General features: G+C 45.8%; 15 protein-coding genes. 12 read left to right on the plus strand and 3 right to left on the minus strand.

The genetic code is table 11. The annotated features are described in order from the left end of the window. Nucleotides 1-11: 11 nt before the first annotated feature. A complete protein-coding gene (locus tag ACM6JA_RS30415) occupies nucleotides 12-1,073 on the plus strand; it encodes an ABC transporter ATP-binding protein (RefSeq protein WP_414855406.1) in 1,062 nt (353 codons plus the stop codon). A gap of 18 nt (nucleotides 1,074-1,091) precedes the next feature. After that, nucleotides 1,092-2,801 (plus strand): adenine deaminase, encoded by a 1,710-nt coding sequence (locus ACM6JA_RS30420; protein ID WP_414855407.1) that lies wholly within the window; start codon nucleotides 1,092-1,094, stop codon nucleotides 2,799-2,801. Between the two features lie 550 nt (nucleotides 2,802-3,351). Here the strand turns inward: ACM6JA_RS30420 and ACM6JA_RS30425 are convergent. Next, entirely contained in the window at nucleotides 3,352-3,966 is a 615-nt protein-coding gene (locus ACM6JA_RS30425; RefSeq protein WP_414855408.1) for a hypothetical protein, read from the minus strand. Nucleotides 3,967-4,048: 82 nt separating this feature from the next. After that, a complete protein-coding gene (locus ACM6JA_RS30430; RefSeq protein WP_414855409.1) occupies nucleotides 4,049-5,221 on the minus strand; it encodes a hypothetical protein in 1,173 nt (390 codons plus the stop codon). A 112-nt stretch (nucleotides 5,222-5,333) separates the two neighbouring features. Between ACM6JA_RS30430 and ACM6JA_RS30435 the strand changes: the two genes are divergently transcribed. From ACM6JA_RS30435 to fumC, 5 genes are all read left to right on the plus strand, one after another. Beyond that, on the plus strand, nucleotides 5,334-5,501 hold the full coding sequence (locus ACM6JA_RS30435) for a hypothetical protein (protein WP_414855410.1): 168 nt from the start codon (nucleotides 5,334-5,336) through the stop codon (nucleotides 5,499-5,501). 329 nt (nucleotides 5,502-5,830) lie between these two features. Further along, a complete protein-coding gene (locus ACM6JA_RS30440; RefSeq protein WP_414855411.1) occupies nucleotides 5,831-7,315 on the plus strand; it encodes a lytic polysaccharide monooxygenase in 1,485 nt (494 codons plus the stop codon). Nucleotides 7,316-7,483: 168 nt separating this feature from the next. After that, entirely contained in the window at nucleotides 7,484-8,839 is a 1,356-nt protein-coding gene (locus ACM6JA_RS30445; RefSeq protein ID WP_414855412.1) for an MATE family efflux transporter, read from the plus strand. Between the two features lie 155 nt (nucleotides 8,840-8,994). Further along, entirely contained in the window at nucleotides 8,995-9,690 is a 696-nt protein-coding gene (locus ACM6JA_RS30450; protein ID WP_414855413.1) for an MgtC/SapB family protein, read from the plus strand. A 614-nt stretch (nucleotides 9,691-10,304) separates the two neighbouring features. Next, on the plus strand, nucleotides 10,305-11,693 hold the full coding sequence (gene fumC, locus ACM6JA_RS30455; protein ID WP_414855414.1) for a class II fumarate hydratase: 1,389 nt from the start codon (nucleotides 10,305-10,307) through the stop codon (nucleotides 11,691-11,693). Nucleotides 11,694-11,756: 63 nt separating this feature from the next. Here the strand turns inward: fumC and ACM6JA_RS30460 are convergent, their stop codons facing one another. Further along, complete coding sequence (locus tag ACM6JA_RS30460; RefSeq protein WP_414855415.1) at nucleotides 11,757-12,524, minus strand: SDR family oxidoreductase; 768 nt, start codon at nucleotides 12,522-12,524, stop codon at nucleotides 11,757-11,759. A 199-nt stretch (nucleotides 12,525-12,723) separates the two neighbouring features. Here ACM6JA_RS30460 and ACM6JA_RS30465 point away from each other — a divergent pair, with 199 nt between their 5' ends. The 5 genes from ACM6JA_RS30465 to recQ all read left to right on the plus strand — a co-directional run bounded on the left by ACM6JA_RS30465 (nucleotide 12,724) and on the right by recQ (nucleotide 17,524). Beyond that, on the plus strand, nucleotides 12,724-13,413 hold the full coding sequence (locus tag ACM6JA_RS30465) for a response regulator transcription factor (protein WP_414855416.1): 690 nt from the start codon (nucleotides 12,724-12,726) through the stop codon (nucleotides 13,411-13,413). Next, the gene (locus ACM6JA_RS30470) at nucleotides 13,403-14,512 is read left to right on the plus strand and encodes a sensor histidine kinase (protein WP_414855417.1); all 1,110 of its coding nucleotides are present in this window, start codon (nucleotides 13,403-13,405) and stop codon (nucleotides 14,510-14,512) included. The genes ACM6JA_RS30465 and ACM6JA_RS30470 overlap by 11 nt, the downstream gene beginning before the upstream one ends. A 114-nt stretch (nucleotides 14,513-14,626) precedes the next feature. Beyond that, nucleotides 14,627-14,812 carry a hypothetical protein gene (locus tag ACM6JA_RS30475; protein WP_414855418.1) on the plus strand — a complete coding sequence of 62 codons (186 nt, stop codon included), beginning with the start codon at nucleotides 14,627-14,629 and terminating at the stop codon, nucleotides 14,810-14,812. Next, the gene (locus ACM6JA_RS30480; protein ID WP_414855419.1) at nucleotides 14,805-15,350 is read left to right on the plus strand and encodes a VanZ family protein; all 546 of its coding nucleotides are present in this window, start codon (nucleotides 14,805-14,807) and stop codon (nucleotides 15,348-15,350) included. The genes ACM6JA_RS30475 and ACM6JA_RS30480 overlap by 8 nt, the downstream gene beginning before the upstream one ends. Before the next feature lie 398 nt (nucleotides 15,351-15,748). Continuing rightward, a complete protein-coding gene (gene recQ / locus ACM6JA_RS30485; RefSeq protein ID WP_414855420.1) occupies nucleotides 15,749-17,524 on the plus strand; it encodes a DNA helicase RecQ in 1,776 nt (591 codons plus the stop codon). Nucleotides 17,525-17,611 lie beyond the last annotated feature (87 nt).

Here is a 17,611-nt window from a genome sequence, read left to right on the forward strand (position 1 = left end):
GGCATCAACTCATGGCATTGCTCACGCTGGAAAACGTATCGGTTGCCTATGACAATCAATATATTTTGCAAAACTTCAATCTCAATATCGAAAAAGGACAGCTCATCTCTTTGCTCGGTCCGAGCGGTTGCGGAAAGACGACGACACTCCGACTGATTGCAGGTTTTCTGGAAGCAAAAGATGGCCGTTTCATGTTTGACGGAAAAGATTATACGCGCGTTCCGGTCAACAAGCGCAACTTCGGGTTTGTGTTTCAGAGCTATGCGCTGTTTCCACACCTTTCTGTTTTCGATAACGTGGCATTCGGTTTGCGCCTGCGCAAGGTCAATGAAACAGAGGTAAAGACCCGGGTGCAGCAAATTCTCGAAGTCGTGAGTCTCGGCGGCTATGAAAAGCGTTTCCCGAAGGAGTTGTCCGGTGGTCAAAGACAGCGCGTGGCGATTGCTCGGGCACTGGTGATTCAGCCTGACCTGCTGCTGTTCGATGAGCCGCTCAGTAACCTCGATGCCAACCTGCGGATCAACATGCGCGTAGAAATCCGTCGCATTCAGCAGGAGCTGGGAATTACGACTGTGTACGTATCGCATGACCAGGAGGAGTGCTTCTCCATCTCGGATCAGGTGGCGATCATGAACAAGGGTGTGATCGAGCAGCTCGACGATCCAGCCACGATTTTCAAATATCCGAAGACGGAGTTTATCGCTAGCTTTATCGGTTTTACCAACTTCATCGACTTTGCAGAGCGCACCGAGCAGAACGGAGAAATTGGCCTGCGTGTCGGTGACCACCATTTTACCGCGTCCAAAAATCCGGGCACGGCGAATCCATCCGGCAAAAAATGCGCAATGCGACCAGATGACCTCCTCGTGACGACAGAAGAGAGCACCGAGTCGGGAATGAACCGTCTGCGCGGGACGGTAAAGGTAAGCACGTTTTTGGGACGCAGCTATCAATATGTCGTGGAAACAGAGTTGGGCGACTTCACGGTCAATCAGGAAATGGAGACGCCGTACAAGACTGGCCTGAACGTCAATCTGCTGTTTCCAAAAGACAAAGTGATACTCGTGGACTAAAGACAGGAGGTTATTTTCGTGAAGGTCGATTTGTTGATTCAAGACGTCCAAGTGTTTAATAGCTATTTTAAAAAGTTCATCAACGGAAACGTCGCTGTTTTGGATGGACGATTCTACTATATTGGGGAGCGGAGTACGGAAACATTTGAAGCTGCCGAGATCGTGGACGGACAGGGCCGCTACATGATTCCTGGTCTGGTCGATATTCACTTGCATATTGAGAGCACGATGGTGACGCCTGAGACATTTTCCTTTGGTTTGATTCAAAACGGAGTGACGACGATCGTACCGGAGCCGCATGAGATGGCCAATGTGTTCGGAATCGAAGGGATCAAAGAGATGATTCGTGCGAGCCGTGATTGTGTCGTTGATATGCTGTACGCGATCCCGAGCTCCGTACCGGCTACCTCGATGGAAACGACAGGTGGGTCTGTCGAGATTGCAGACATGGACGAGCTCTTGCGTTCTGAAGAGATTATTTGCCTCGGCGAAATCATGAATTACGTAGATATCATCAAGGACCCTGACTGCAAGACGAATCGTATCCTGGAGCATATCCGCAAGACGTATCCGAAGCTCGTCATCGAGGGGCACGTCCCGAAATTGCTTGATTTGGACCTGCATCGCGTCATTTATGCGGGAGTGGACTCCGATCATACGCACCAGACGCGTGAGGGCATGGAAGCGAGAATTGCAGCCGGCATGTTTCTGGAGATTCAAGAAAAATCGATGACGGATGAAGTCATGGACTTTTTTGTAAAGGAAGATGTTTCTGAGCATTTTTGTTTTGTGACGGATGATGTGATGACCGATTCTTTGGTCAATCGTGGACATTTGAACCATATCGTGAAAAAAGCCATTCAAATGGGCATGCAACCAGAGCGCGCGATCTACGCGAGTACATTTACCCCAGCCAGACGTATGAACATGACGGATCGAGGGGCGATTGCTCCTGGTAAAATAGCGGATTTCCTGTTGGTGTCTGATCTGCATGAACTCAAGATCGAACGCGTCTATAAAAATGGGAAGAAAGCTTACGACGTCAAGGAAGAGTACCGACAAGTGGTCAAAGAAAAGCAGTTTCCTGCGCACTTTTATGAGAGCATCAAGCTATCGCCACTTACAGAGCAAGACTTCCACGTCACAGTAGATGTGCCGGACAATCGTTATCCATGTCGGGTCATGCTCGTTCAAAACGGTTCTACTTTTACAGAGGATCACCGTGGAATCGCTGAGGTGCGCGAAAGACAACTCTTGTGGGAGGAGAGCCCGTACGGCTTGATCGCCGTCTTTGAACGCTATGGCAAAAACGGTAACCGCGGCTATGGCTTGATCAGCGGAGATACGATCAAGCGAGGGGCGGTAGCCACCAGCTATTCGCATGACAACCACAATCTCTTGGTTGTCGGACACAATCCGCACGATATGATGGTCGCAGCCAACGAAGTCATCCGCAACCAGGGCGGCTTTTACGTGGTCGAGGATGGCAAGGTGATCGCGAGCCTTCATTTGCCGGTCGGAGGCATTTTGACAGAGAAACCATTGGAAAAAACTGCAAAGGAAGTCGAACAACTTCGCCGTGCCATGGAGTCGCTCGGTTACGATCACTACAACCCGATCATGTCGATCAGCACGCATTCCTTACCGGTCAGTCCAGCCTTGAAGCTGACGGATCTGGGGTTGATCGATGTAAATGACGGGAAAATAGTTCCGTTGCTGTTGATGTAAACAACAATTGAATAAGTACCTAACAAGCTACTTACTGAGGAGATCAATCATAATTAAGTAGCTTGTTTTAATGACAACTATTATGAAGGGTTATTTACGAATTTTTGGGTTATTATCACTATTTATGAGAAAATCAACCTAAATTTATGAAAAGGTTTCATCCACCTAATTAGGACATTTTTTTGGAACCAATAGGGTCAATGGTGTAAGGTGAAGCAAACCCTTGAAGCGTTGGTTTAGAAAAAAGATGTCCCGGGGATGAAGCCTTTCTTTTATTGGTTAATAGATGTGTGGTCGTACGCGATCCTAGAAGCTATCCAAATTGTGGACTCGTTCCGTCCATTTTCGTAACATCCATGGGTACGAGATATATCTTTAGAAGGGCATCGTCTGCGGGAAATATAACTTTTTTCTAGACTTCATGAGGTTCTCTTTGAGCCACTGCTTGATCTGCTCTTTTGAAATTATAAAAATTTCCGAACCTTTCTAAGACTCATAGTAGTTTAGAGGTTGAGAGTTTACACAGAATATTTTACAGATTCAAGCAGTATTATGTGTTGGGAGTTCTAGTAAATAAATTGCATGTCGTAGCCATTTTTTTATATTCGTTTAGTGTGTTTTCAGCATTACAATATAGTAAAAATATCATTTCATAATATCCTATAAGGACAGATTTAGTTTTATCAAAAAAGAAATTGCAATAAATGGCTTCTCTTAAATTCATTTTTGTTAGTATTGTTAAAATGTCGAAATCGGAAACTTTCAATATTTCCTGCCTGTTATCTTTAATAAACGAAATAATGTTCCTCGCTAGATCTTTATCTTCTTGATCCAGATAGTCTATCCATCTTATTTCAGGGTGCATAAAATCTTTACAGAATACATACACGCATTCTTTATCGTTATGTTCATAAGCCATTTTCAGCAAAAGTAAATATTTTTGTTCATTAAGTAAGTATTCATGTTTTAAATTTGAAGAACGTGGCCAATCTTTAGAATAGGAAAGAGAAGTGTTTTTGGCCTCCTCGTAAGTTAACTTGCGAGGATATCTATCTATTAATGATATGTATTTTCCTGAACTAAAGCGGTTGATTATGTCAAAATCTGTAAAGTGGTTTTTTAGTATTTTAAATTCCTCTTTTGCAAGAACAGACATTTGTTGCATCCAATTTTAGTCTCCTTTTTAATATAAAAATGAAGTCTCCAATTTAAAAAGGACACTTCATTTTTATATTTCAATTCATATTTTAATTACCTTTGTATCTGATAATTTTCCCAGCGGCAGTAAATGACCAATATTCTTTTGAGCCACGATGTTTTAATTTCCAAACAGTATCACCATGTCCAGCTAAATCCTTTTCATACCACCAATCGTTATTTTTACTATAATAGTACTTTTGATTAGTTGGTTTGTCATCAAACATATCAAAGTTAATATAAGCGCCGGTGCGTGCTTTTGAAGGTATCTTTGATAGTTTTAAATTGGGATTTTCTTCTTCCTCTTCTTCTTCTTCTTCAGTATTTTCTTTAGTAATTTCTTCTGTAATAAAACCTGAGTCTACTCGATTGTTTGTCTGATCGATAAATGCATACGGTAAGACCGAAAATGTTTTTTCGTCAGTAGTTGCTTCAATTTCTTTAAAGTGGATAACCTTAATTAATTTTGATTCATTGGTATTATCGAATTGAATACCTGTAACTTGGTCTTCAAAGTCTTTTATATTTGTTAAATCTTTTGGTTGTCCATCAATCTCAATATCGGATAGCTTTACATTGTATTCTTTTAACTTTTGTTCCTGATCGCGGAAAAATAGTTCTACTATGTCCTGTTCATCTGTTTTTTCTGATTTAGATAAAGAACGTTTTTTGTTAGATTTTGTTTGTTCTTGGTAATTTTCTACAAGATTGATAAAATAATCAATATTATCGTTTGAAGGAGGTTGAGGAATTTGATCTGACTCTAGAGACTTTGCTCTGACACCTGGGTTCTCTGCACAATTATATATTCTTGAAAAAGGAGACCATGTTGACCCACCTTTTGCATAATCAAAATCTGCTTCTGATTTCCAAAAACCATCAGTTTTTTTGGAAACAGCACTTATTCGTGAAGTGTCAGAATCACTAGCTGCATCGCTGTCGTATGGATTTTCTTGATCAAATAAACTATATACTTCATAGCTAAAACCCATGGCGTCCATTTTTTTATTTGCAGTGCCGGTATATACAGCTTTAGCAGTCATACCGCATTCAGAACCACTATAGACAGTGTCATGCACAAGAGTGGCCGTAGCACCACCTACGGACCTACTCTTTTTATCGTAATCTCCATCACCTGGAGTTCCGGCATACACTGGAGAAGCCAACGAACTTGCCAATAACAGAAAAGATAACGCACTAGTTAGTAATGTTTTTATTTTCAAAAAAATCACTCCAAATCTAAAATGTTGTAAACTAACCATATACTACCAATTTATGGTGATGTTTGTCAAAGTATATATGTTAAATAATTATTAATTAAGTGGGGGTTCTAATATGGAGATCTTATTATTAACAGGAATAATGATAATTGGCATTGTGTTGGTACTAGCAAGTTTTTTCAAGAAGATATTCGAAAAAAATAATAATTCAACCGATGATCTACAGGCACAAATTAGTCAATTAAAAAAGGAAATAGATCATTTGAAGAAAAAAGAGAAATGATTTTTACAAAATGGAATTTAGGAAGGGTCAGTTTGAATAAAAGGTTTTCCAAAGAGTAGTTAATTCGTACAGATGAAAAACAGTGATCCATACTTCATAGCTAATCAACAGAGGTATGCCCTGACTTTTTTCTAATGATTGATCTAATAGTCCCGAAAGATGCATATAAATTTTCATGCATAGGTATACACTCCTGAATAATCTCCTATTTCCTTACTGGAATTCAGGTATTTGGTAGGTTTTGGTTTAGGTATTCAGAATCTGTAATACTGGAAAAATTTTCTGTAACATGGTATTCGATCCTAATCCAGAAAAGAGGAGATAAATAAATGGATAACGTAGGGTTGAGAAACAAACTGTTCAGTAAAGGGCTGTCGCTTTTGTTCATGCTGGCAATGATGCTGGTGGCGGGCGCAGCTACTCTCGTGTTCGCTGAGAAGGCCTCAGCTCACGGGTACATCGAATCACCAGCGAGTCGCTCTTACTTGTGTAAGACGGGGCAAAACACAGGCTGCGGTCAAATCCAGTATGAACCGCAAAGCGTGGAGGGAATCGGTTCGTTCCCGCAATCAGGTCCTGCCGATGGTGAATTTACCGGTGCAGGCCGCTATCCTGAGCTTTACACACAAACAGCAGATCGCTGGACCAAGGTTACCTTGCAGGGTGGACAAAATGCGTTTACTTGGAATCTAACAGCCCCGCATAGTACAGCGGAGTGGAAATATTACATCACGAAAAAAGATTGGAATCCTAACAAACCGCTTGCCCGAGCGGATCTGGAACTGTTCTGCTCGTTCCAGGACGGAGGGAAAAGACCGCCATTCACGGTAACGCATTCGTGCAATGTACCGACAGATCGTAGCGGTTACCACATTATTTTGGGTGTTTGGGAAATTGCCGATACGGGCATGGCCTTTTACCAAGCAATTGACGTGAATTTGATTAACAATGGAACAGGTATCGTAGAAAAGCCTACCGTTCCAGGCAATGTGACTTCTGTATCACAAACAGCTACAAGCATTGAGCTTGGCTGGACAAAATCCGTGGCAACTGACGGAATCAAGCAGTACGACGTGTATCGCGATGGCAAATTAATCGCATCTACCAAAGAAACAGCATACACGGACAAAGATTTGACGCCTGCTACGGCTTATAGCTACACCGTTGTGGCAGTCGATGGCAAAGGGAAAGAGTCTAACGCTAGCAAAGCACTAACCGTTCGCACAAAAGCAGAAGATATCGTGGATACAGAAGCACCGGCGGCACCAGCAGGAATCATGACTCACCATCCAACGGAGACAGAAATCGACCTCATGTGGAGTCCTTCCCGAGACAATGTTGGTGTGGTGAAATATGAGATTTACCGTGATGGCTCCCACGTAGGAACAGTTGAGCGGCCTTCCTTTGTCGATAAAGGATTAACGGCAGGAACATCTTATACGTATACGATCAAGGCAGTTGATGCTGCAGGAAATATCTCCGAAGAGAGCGCACCTTTTGCTGCAAGCACAACGGAGAAAAAGCCTGAAGTACCAGGTGAAATTGCTGAGTGGGATTCCTCTGCTGTGTATGTACAGGGCAACCGCGTCTTGTATGATGGAATGGAATTCGTAGCAAAATGGTGGGTTACTGGTGAACAGCCAGACCGTTCCGATGCGTGGAAACTGGTGAGCGATGTCGTACTGTCGTGGGATTCCGACAAAGCGTATGATGGCGGAGCGCAAGTGAACTACGGAGACAAGGTTTATGAAGCAAAATGGTGGACCAAAGGCGAAGAGCCAGGGAAAGCCGATGTATGGAAGCTGGCTGAATAATGTTGCAAAGCCCGGGTGAACTGCCTGGGCTTTGTTGTGTAAATGCAGCCACTATTTTGCTGATTCCTACTTGTTTTGATATACTTATAATTTGAACGATAAACAGTCTCCGACCACAGTTGATGCGAGATTGTTTGCCCATCTTATAAGGTTAGAAGGAAATGAAAAATGAATGAAACCTATTCGCTAAAAGAAAAATGGCGACAGTTTTTGGCTGTTTTGCTTCCGATCTTGATATCACAACTGGCGCTGTTTTCGATGACGTTCGCTGATACCATCATGTCTGGACATGCCAGTCCGACAGATTTGGCGGGGGTAGCGATTGGGGCTAGTCTATGGACACCTGTTCAAGCAGGCTTGACGGGGATTCTGATGGCTGTCATGCCGATGGTTGCGCAGATGGTTGGGGCAGGGAAACAAAATCAGGTGCCTTACACGGTCATGCAGGCCTTGTATTTGAGTGTGGGGATTGCGGTCGGTGTCATCATCGTCGGTGGTGTGGTGCTTGATCCGATCCTGAACTGGATGCAATTGGAGCCTGAGGTGCGCACGATTGCTCGCGGCTTCCTGCATGCAATCGCTATTGGAATTATTCCGATGTTTCTTTATACGGTGTTCCGTTGCTTTATCGACGCATTAGGACAGACACGGGTAACGATGTTCATTACCCTGCTTTCGTTGCCGATTAATGTCTTGCTGAACTACGCTCTTATCTTTGGTAACTTTGGTTTGCCTCGACTGGGTGGAATCGGTGCCGGGCTTGCGTCTGGCATAACGTACTGGTGTATTTTGCTGATTACTCTGTTTGTCGTGAATCGTGTACATCCATTCGTTGAGTTCGGTTTGTTCTCCCACTTTCATCGGATCTCGACGAAAGCATGGAAAGAGCTGCTGAAGCTGGGGCTTCCCATCGGATTTTCGATCTTTTGCGAGGTTAGCATTTTTGCGGCCGTCACTTTGTTCATGAGTGAATACAGCACGATTACGATTGCGGCGCATCAGGCCGCGATGAACTTCGCTTCATTCCTGTACATGGTGCCATTGAGCATATCCATGGCGTTGACGATTGTCGTCGGCTTTGAGGTTGGAGCCAAAAGGTTCCGGGACGCGAAGCAGTACAGTTATTTGGGGATAGGTATCGCGCTTGGTATCGCCCTTTTGTTCGGAATCAGCTTGCTGATGTTTAGCAAGCAGGTGGCTGGTTTTTATACGACCGACATCGAGGTGTTGGAGCTTGCCCAGCATTTCTTGATGTACTCGATCCTCTTCCTGATCTCTGATGCCGTCGCGGCTCCTATTCAAGGGGTACTGCGCGGGTATAAGGATGTGACCATTACCTTTATCGTTGCGCTGATATCTTATTGGGTGATTGGCTTGCCTTTGGGATACATTCTGGCGAAATTCACTTCGCTTGCAGCATTCGGATACTGGATTGGTCTGATTACGGGATTGGCTGCTGGTGCCATCTTCCTTTTTGGACGTCTGCTGTCGTTACAGAAACGCATGATTCGCAGCCATTCATAAGGAAACAGATAAGCGGAAAATCCCTAATGTGGGGGTTTTCCGCTTTTTGCATGAAGAATGAAAGCCCCGTTTACACTAGGGGAAAGACCAGATATACTTCTTATCATAGACGATGGAAGATAACCTGACATCAATGCAGATGGGGGGAGAGACTCATGTCACTCTCGGTATTCACGACGTATGATTTTTTGCTAAAACTAGGAGTTGCACTATTTCTAGGCTTGATGATTGGTATGGATCGGCAGCTCAAGCACAAGCCGCTGGGTGTAAAAACCAGCATGGTTATTTCGGTTGCGAGCTGTCTCATTACGATTGTCTCGATTGAATCCGTGCATCGGTTCTCCGTGCCTGGACACACGAATATGGACCCGCTGCGCTTGGCTGCTCAAATTGTGAGCGGTGTAGGTTTCCTTGGGGCTGGTGTTATTCTACGCCGGAGTAATGATGTCATTTCGGGTTTGACCACAGCATCGATGGTCTGGGCAGCTTCTGGACTTGGGATTGCAGTAGGAGCAGGATTTTATTTTGAGGCAGTGACCGCGACGATCCTCATTATTTTGGCGATTAATTTGTTCCCGATCCTTCTTCGCTTGATTGGTCCAGAATCGCTTAGACAAAGAGATTTGTCGATCAAGATTGTGGTCGAAGGCGGGGGCGATTTGGATTTGGTTTTCAAGCAGATTAAGCACCTCGAACTGCAAGTGAAGCGGGTGAAGGTCAAAGACTTGGACAATAATCTGCAAAGGCTGGAAATGATGATTACGGCGTCGGAAAATACGTATACGACGGATATATACAGTCTCCTGAAAGCGGTAGATCATGTCGTTTCCGTAGAAGTAGAAAGCAGATAAAAAAGGAATAATAGAAGACGGAGGCCATGATGTGGCTTTCGTCTTTTTCATTTCAAGGGGCTGTCGTGAGGGAAGAAGCGCATTTCCAGTCTACGCTTCGGCCTCCGCCCTGCTGAGGGTGAAGACTGTCTGCTCCGGAAAAAATGGCGGGAGCGCTTCAAACGTAGATGTTTCGAAGAAGGATTTCATAAGTGAAGCTGAAATTCCCCGCCATTTTTCCCTGCGCTGGGTCGGGCTCCAGAGGCGCTTGGACTGGAAATGCGCTTCTTCTACGCGGCTTTTTGTTTACTTCTTGAAAGGGTGCTCATGAAGTCTCCCTGAATCACTTACAAAACGTTGTAAAAGCTCCTCCTACACTCAATCGATGCGAAAGCACTGTCACATGTCTGGAAGGAGACCGCCCGAACAAAGTGAGGATACAGGCGACTGGAAGACATGTGGCAGGGCTTCCCCTGACCCCAACCGTTTGAGGGCAACATTATTTTTCATTTTTCCAGAAAAAACACTTCCTCTCTTGATAACAAGAATGAAAATCATTATCATTTTAATGGAGAAGAACTGCTTCATTTCCTTTTTGACATAAGTAAAATGTTCGATATTGAGGAGGATGCGAAATGGAATTCAGAATTGAAAAGGACACGATTGGAGAAATCAAGGTTCCGGCGGATAAGCTGTGGGGCGCCCAAACACAACGCAGCTTCCAAAACTTTGAAATCGGCGAAGAAAAAATGCCGCTTCCACTGATTCGCATGTTTGCCATCTTAAAAAAAAGCGCTGCTCTGGCGAATCAAAAGCTGGGCAAGCTCGACAATGAAAAGTCAGAAGCGATTGTGGCGGCAGCAGATGAAGTGATCCAAGGAAAATGGAATGAGCATTTCCCACTGGTTGTCTGGCAAACTGGCAGCGGCACGCAATCCAACATGAACGTCAACGAAGTCATTGCTCATCGCGCGAACCAATTGCTGCAAGAGAAGGGCAGCTCGACTCGCATCCACGCCAACGATGATGTGAATAAATCGCAGAGCTCCAATGATACATTCCCGACAGCGATGCACATGGCTGGACTGGTCGCTATCGAGGAGCAAGTACTGCCTGCAATTAAGCTGTTACAAGCAACGCTGAAAGAAAAAAGCGAAGCCTATATGGATATCATCAAAATCGGTCGTACGCATTTGCAGGACGCGACTCCGCTGACGCTGGGCCAAGAATTCAGCGGTTGGGTACGCATGCTGGAAAAATCGAAAAAGATGATCAAGGAGAGCAATGAGTACCTGCGTGAGCTGGCGATTGGCGGTACAGCGGTAGGAACAGGCATCAATGCGCACCCGCGCTTCGGTGAAATGGTCGCAGCAGAAATCAGCAAGGAAACCAACCACCAATTCGTGACCGCAGAAAACAAGTTCCACGCGCTGACCAGCCATGACGAGCTCGTTCATGTACATGGTGCCCTGAAAGCACTGGCTGCGGATCTGATGAAAATCGCCAACGACGTGAGATGGCTGGCGAGCGGCCCACGTTGCGGAATCGGTGAACTTATCATTCCGGCGAACGAGCCAGGCAGCTCCATCATGCCAGGGAAGGTAAATCCGACCCAAAGCGAAGCGATGACGATGGTCGTATGCCAAGTGATGGGCAACGATGCTGCCATTGGCTTTGCCGCAAGCCAAGGGAACTTCGAATTGAACGTATTCAAGCCAGTGATTATCTACAATTTCCTGCAATCCGCAAGATTGTTGGCAGACGCTATGAAGTCCTTCAATGACAATTGCGCAGTAGGTATCGAGCCAGATCTGACCGTGATCAAAGAAAACCTGAACAACTCGCTGATGCTGGTGACGGCACTGAACCCGCATATCGGCTATGAAAATGCGGCAGCAGTTGCGAAGCTGGCTCACAAAGAAGGCATCACACTTAAGGAAGCGGCGATCAAGAGCAATTTGCTGACCGAAGAGCAATTCGATCAAGTCGTGCGTCCTGAACAAATGATTCATCCAAAAGAATAGTATCTTTATAAACAAAACCGATGGTCCCGTGATTGTGGCCATCGGTTATTTTTTTGAGAACCATTACAGATGCGATCCGCCACTAGCATCAATCAATTGACCGGTTACCCAACGGCTGTCCGAGGAAGCGAGAAAGGCGGCAATATCCGCTACATCACCAGGCTCTCCCCATCTGTTGAAGGTGGAAAGTCCAGCGGCGTACTTCTGCCCATCCGGATTATTTTGCAACGTGCCAGCATTCATCTCCGTGTTAATAATGCCAGGCAGGATCGCGTTTACCGTAATGTGACGGCTCCCCAGTTGTTTAGCCAGAGCTAGCGTTAGTGTGTTAACAGCTCCCTTCGATATACTATAAGTGAACACACTTGGGGAAGCTGCACGAGTCACAAAGGATGAGAGATTGATGATTCGGCCTTCCTTTCTTAAGCGGGGCAATGCTTGTTGGATCATAAAAAACGGCGCTTTGACATTGATGTTCATGACCTCGTCAAACGATTCCTCGGTAGCCTCTTCCAACGTTAAGATTTGTCCGATCCCAGCGTTATTGACGAGAATGTCAAAATGATGATCTCCTGTACGTTTCTGCAGTGCTTCGTCCAATGTCGCAAATAAATCGCGAATGCCGTCAAGGGTGCGCAAATCCGCACCGATTGCGAATGCTTGGCCTCCCGTTCGTTCAATCTCATGTACGACTGCTTCTGCTTCTTCTTGTCGTCTTCCATAGTGTACGACGACCAATGCGCCATCCTGTGCCAGACGTAATGCGATACCACGACCAATCCCACGGCTTGCTCCGGTTACCAATGCAATTTTCCCTTTTAAATTACTCATGGTTTCATCTCCCTTGATTGAAATTCAAGTTAGTTATAACACAAGGGGATGTTTGAAATATTGCTCTCTCATTCGCTCTGTTGGTCTCGTGAACGGAATGGCGATAATGTTAGAGAACAATTACTTGCTTTACCTTTTCTTTAACAATTCTTGTTATAGTGATGCTATCTATATCTACCATGCACGAGTTCGGAGGTGTTTGTCCGTGAGGATTTTGATTGTAGATGACGACAAAGAGATTGTAGAGCTGATGGCGATATATTTGAGCAACGAAGGGTATGAGATCGAAAAGGCTTTTGACGGTCTGGAAGCGATGGAGAGGCTGGAGCAGAAGCCCATCGATCTCGTCATTCTGGATGTGATGATGCCGAATCTGGATGGGCTGGAAGTTACCAAGCGAATACGAAAAAACTCGACCATCCCCATTCTGATGGCGAGTGCCAAAACGAATGATATGGACAAAATCCTGGGCTTGATGACGGGCGCAGACGATTACGTGGCGAAGCCGTTTAATCCGCTGGAAGTGATTGCGCGGGTCAAGTCTCTCCTGCGACGGTCAAACTACACGCAGCCAAGCAAACAGGATCATGTGATTGAGGCGGGGCCATTGATTATCGACAAGCAAAGTCACTTCGTTCAGACAAAAGAAGGCACCCCGATCAAGCTGACGGCATTGGAATTTTCCGTCCTGCATCTTCTGGCAAGCCATCCGAATCGAGTATTCAGCTCGGAAGAAATTTTTGACCGTTGCTGGAAAATGGAGAATTTCGTTTCCTACAAGACGGTGATGGTTCACATCAGCAACCTGCGGGAAAAACTGGAGAAGGCGACCAATGGCGAAAAGGTGATACAGACGGTCTGGGGGGTCGGCTATAAAATTGAAGCTTAGAGCCAAGGATTTTATCCGCATCCTTTTCGATTTGCTGCTTGGCCTCATGATCATCTACGCTGTTTTTCAGTTGGCTGCTTTTCTCGCTAACAACTATTTTTACAACATCCCGCAAATCAGAGATTACATCTGGAAGCTGCGGGTCAATTTCGATATCAATTCCTTTAAAATCCCGATTATTTTAATCGCGACGGGTATGTTTGTAGCGTGGTCTGTCATTCGTATCCGCAAGTACCTGGAACAAAAGCAGATGGAGCAAATCATAAACGAACTGCATTTCATTGCGAAAGGCAATTATCATCACCAGATTTCCATTCGTCCGAACGGCAGCTTGGGCCAAGTAGTCGATAGCATCCATGCTCTGGTCAAAAGCGCCTTGGATGCGATGGAGGAGGAGCGGCGGCTGGAACAATCGAAGGATGAATTGATTACAAACGTTTCCCATGATCTGCGAACGCCGTTGACCTCCATTATTGGCTACCTGGGACTGATTGAGCAGAACAAATACAAGGACGACGAGAAGCTCAAGCATTACGCCCATATCGCCTACGAGAAGGCCAAGCAGATGAATGTGCTCGTCAATGATTTGTTTGAGTACACGAAGGTCCGCAATCGCGGGGCGTATTTAAACCGAACGGAGTTTGACCTGGTAGAGCTGGTTGAGCAAGTATCGGTAGGCTTTCGACTCGTAGCGAATGAGGCAGGGCTGCGTTTAGTCGTAGATACGCCTGATCAAAAAATTGAAATGGCAGGAGATACAGACAAGCTCGTTCGGGTTCTGGAAAATCTTATTTCCAACGCCGTGAAATATGGACGCGATGGTACGGAAATTGTCATTCGCGTTTTCTATCAAGGAGAAGGTATCGCGATTTCTGTCGCCAATAACGGAGCGCCGATCCCGGCTGAATATGTGCCGAGCTTGTTTGAACGCTTTTTTCGGGTGGAGGGCTCACGTTCGAAAGAGACAGGAGGTTCGGGTCTCGGTCTCGCTATCGCCAAAAGCATCATCGACCTGCACCAAGGCAGCATTTCCGTCGAAAGCACAAAGGAATGGACGACCTTCACAGTTTGGCTCCCACATACAATTTCAAGCCTTTGAGAAAAGCTTTACTTTTTCTTTACCTTTCGTTTCCGTTAATTTTAATCGAAAAGTCTATCCTGACTGCATGAAGGTTACAGCCTTTGTTTTTGCAGATGTAGGAGGGCTTTTTTTATGAGGAAAACAACATGGGCTGTGCTCATGCTGACTATATTCGTCGGGTTGACGCTTTTGCGGGATTCAGACTCAGTAGAAGCAGATTGGAAATTCCAAGGACCCATTGCGCTAACGGAAAAAACATACGAGAAGGTCGATGCACAGGCAGCGATTCTGATGGAGAGAGGGTTTAACAATGGATAACGTGCAAAAAATGGAGAGACCGACAGAACTGCTTGCTATTGCTGGTTATGCAGTGTTTGCCCTTTACTTGTTTCTCATCGTGAAGGTACTGCTGTTTAAATTCGGCAGTTTGGATATCAGCTTGCTATTAGATCAGTGGAAAATCATTTGGAGCGATCCGTCTGTGATTGTGGAGCGGTTGCGCTACCGGAGCAATTTGGTGCCCCTTCATGAAATCGAGAACTATGTCAAAGCCATTCGATATAACCAAAGCTGGCATAGTGCGGTGAACTTCGTAGGCAACGTGATCGCCTTCATGCCGCTAGGATTTCTGCTGCCACTCCTGTTTCCGAAAAAAGCCGGTTCCCTGTTCAGAGTCATCCTGCTATCCCTGATGTTAAGCCTCGGTGTAGAGTTGACACAGCTCGTGATGAATGTAGGAACGTTTGATGTCGATGATTTGCTCCTGAATACAGCGGGCGGGATATTCGGGTATATCGTGTACTTGTTCATTTGGGTAATACAGAAAAAGCGATTCATCTATTCGGTAACTTCATAGGCTACATATTAAGCACCCATGTGGTGCTTTTTTGATATTTGATAGTATCAGAGGTATCGATGAACGACCAAAGCTGGTGAGAAGAAAAAGCACAGGGCTAGCAGACCTTGACAACGCCTACCCAGTCAGAACTTAAAAAGGGGACCACGCTTGTCGAACACATCTCCCTTGAGAAACTTCCGCCCGTAGGGTGGCTTTGGCTCGACGGTCCCCTTTTTTAAGTGGAGACGGCCAGTCAATCCCCCATGCTGGCGTGTCAGAGTCGAAGAGAACTGTGCTTTTTCTTCTCCTCCACCATGTTGACCCAAACAAACCAGTCCCCCCTTGTTTTGTCCCAATGCCTATGTTTACACTAATAGAAACCATTGAAAATCCGTCGAAAGAGAAGGTGATTCTCTTTGTTAGATAAAGCGCAAGAGATTTTACGAAAGTACTTTGGCTACGAATCATTTCGAGAAGGCCAGAAAAAAATCATCACGAGCCTGTTAGCTGGACATGACACCGTAGGCATCATGCCCACAGGTGGCGGGAAATCCATCTGTTATCAAGTCCCAGCGATGCTCCAGGACGGCGTAACCATCGTGATCTCCCCACTCATCTCGCTGATGAAGGATCAGGTCGACGTGCTAGTCAGCATGGGCATTCCCGCCACCCAAATTAACAGCTCACTGGATTATAGCGAGGTTCGCGATCGACTGCGTATGGCAGCTCGAGGAGAGTACAAGCTGTTGTATATCGCTCCAGAGCGTTTGGAATCCGAGGCGTTCCAAAACCTGATTCAGGATGTACCGATTTCGTTTATAGCAGTGGACGAAGCGCATTGCGTCTCGCAGTGGGGGCACGATTTCCGTCCGAGTTATTTGGCGATTGCTCGTTTTCTTCAATCTTTGCCACAGCGCCCGCTCGTCGCAGCCTTGACGGCGACAGCGACTCCGGAAGTAACAGAGGACATCAAGCTACAGCTACAATTACAGGACGAGCGCCTTTTTATCACAGGGTTTGGCAGAGACAATCTCATCTTGTCTGTACGCAAGGGGGAGAACCGTCGAGAATTCATTCAGGCGTACTTGCGGGCGAATAAGCAGCAGGCGGGCATTATTTATGCGGCAACGAGAAAAGACGTGGACGCCTTGCATGCAGATTTGGACAAGCGTGGCTTTGCTGTGACCAAATACCATGCAGGACTGACGGAAGAGGAGCGTGCGGCCAACCAGGAGGCATTTCTGTACGATGATGTCCGGACGATGATCGCGACCAACGCATTTGGTATGGGCATCGACAAGTCCAATGTGCGCTACGTCATTCATTACAACATGCCGAAAAACCTGGAGGCGTATTACCAAGAAGCAGGCCGTGCGGGACGCGATGGGGAGCCAAGTGAGTGTATTCTACTGTTTCAGCCACAGGATATCCAGACACAAACGTTTTTCATCGAGCAGAATCAACTGCTGGACGAGCGCAAGGAGCTTGAGTACAAAAAGCTGTACGCGATGATCGACTATTGCCGGACGCCGCGCTGCTTGCAGCAAAACATCGTGCAATACTTCGGCGAAACAGATGCTGCCGTATGTGGACGATGTGCGAACTGCACCGATGAGACTGAGCTGTCCGATATTACGCTCGAAGCGCAGAAGATTTTCTCCTGCGTCAAACGTATGAGAGAGCGCTTCGGTGCCGCACTCGTCGCGCAGGTACTCAAAGGCTCCAAGAATAAAAAGGTTACCCAGTTTTCCTTCGATCAGTTGCCTACGTACGGTCTGATGAAGGAATACAAGGAAAAAGAGATCGCAGACTTGATCCAGCTCCTCATTGCCGAAGGCTATTTGCAAGTGACGGAGAGCCAATATCCAATCGTAAAGCTGGGGGAGCGGGCATTGCCTGTTCTGCGGGGCGAAGAGCGCGTCGTGCAAAAAATAGCGATACGTCCTGTGCAACTGACAGAGGATGACGAGTTGTTCGAGCATCTACGTGCATTGCGCAAGGAAATCTCGACGCGACAAAAAGTACCGCCGTACGTGATTTTCCCAGACAGTACCTTGAAGGAAATGAGCAGTGTTTGTCCGACTGACAAACAGGCCATGCTCCAGATCAAAGGAGTAGGCGACGCGAAATTCGAGAAGTACGGAGAACTCTTTTTGGAGTGTTTGCAGAACTATGTAGCGATCAAGTCGTGACATTTACGTCACGGCTTTTTTTGCTATTTTTCCTTTCATATGCCTGCTATAGTTAGATAGCAAACCAGAATTTTCATACAAAATAGA

Origin of the sequence: Brevibacillus sp. IT-7CA2, assembly GCF_949767855.1 — a bacterium.
Classification (GTDB): domain Bacteria; phylum Bacillota; class Bacilli; order Brevibacillales; family Brevibacillaceae; genus Brevibacillus.

What these genes read in the sequence shown, in the direction of transcription:
- ACM6JA_RS30415 (WP_414855406.1), top strand. Translation starts at nt 12, where the DNA reads ATGGCATTGCTCACGCTGGAAAACGTATCGGTTGCCTATGACAATCAA.
- ACM6JA_RS30425 (WP_414855408.1), bottom strand. Translation starts at nt 3,966, where the DNA reads ATGCAACAAATGTCTGTTCTTGCAAAAGAGGAATTTAAAATACTAAAA.
- ACM6JA_RS30435 (WP_414855410.1), top strand. Translation starts at nt 5,334, where the DNA reads ATGGAGATCTTATTATTAACAGGAATAATGATAATTGGCATTGTGTTG.
- ACM6JA_RS30440 (WP_414855411.1), top strand. Translation starts at nt 5,831, where the DNA reads ATGGATAACGTAGGGTTGAGAAACAAACTGTTCAGTAAAGGGCTGTCG.
- ACM6JA_RS30445 (WP_414855412.1), top strand. Translation starts at nt 7,484, where the DNA reads ATGAATGAAACCTATTCGCTAAAAGAAAAATGGCGACAGTTTTTGGCT.
- ACM6JA_RS30450 (WP_414855413.1), top strand. Translation starts at nt 8,995, where the DNA reads ATGTCACTCTCGGTATTCACGACGTATGATTTTTTGCTAAAACTAGGA.
- fumC (WP_414855414.1), top strand. Translation starts at nt 10,305, where the DNA reads ATGGAATTCAGAATTGAAAAGGACACGATTGGAGAAATCAAGGTTCCG.
- ACM6JA_RS30460 (WP_414855415.1), bottom strand. Translation starts at nt 12,524, where the DNA reads ATGAGTAATTTAAAAGGGAAAATTGCATTGGTAACCGGAGCAAGCCGT.
- ACM6JA_RS30475 (WP_414855418.1), top strand. Translation starts at nt 14,627, where the DNA reads ATGAGGAAAACAACATGGGCTGTGCTCATGCTGACTATATTCGTCGGG.
- ACM6JA_RS30480 (WP_414855419.1), top strand. Translation starts at nt 14,805, where the DNA reads ATGGATAACGTGCAAAAAATGGAGAGACCGACAGAACTGCTTGCTATT.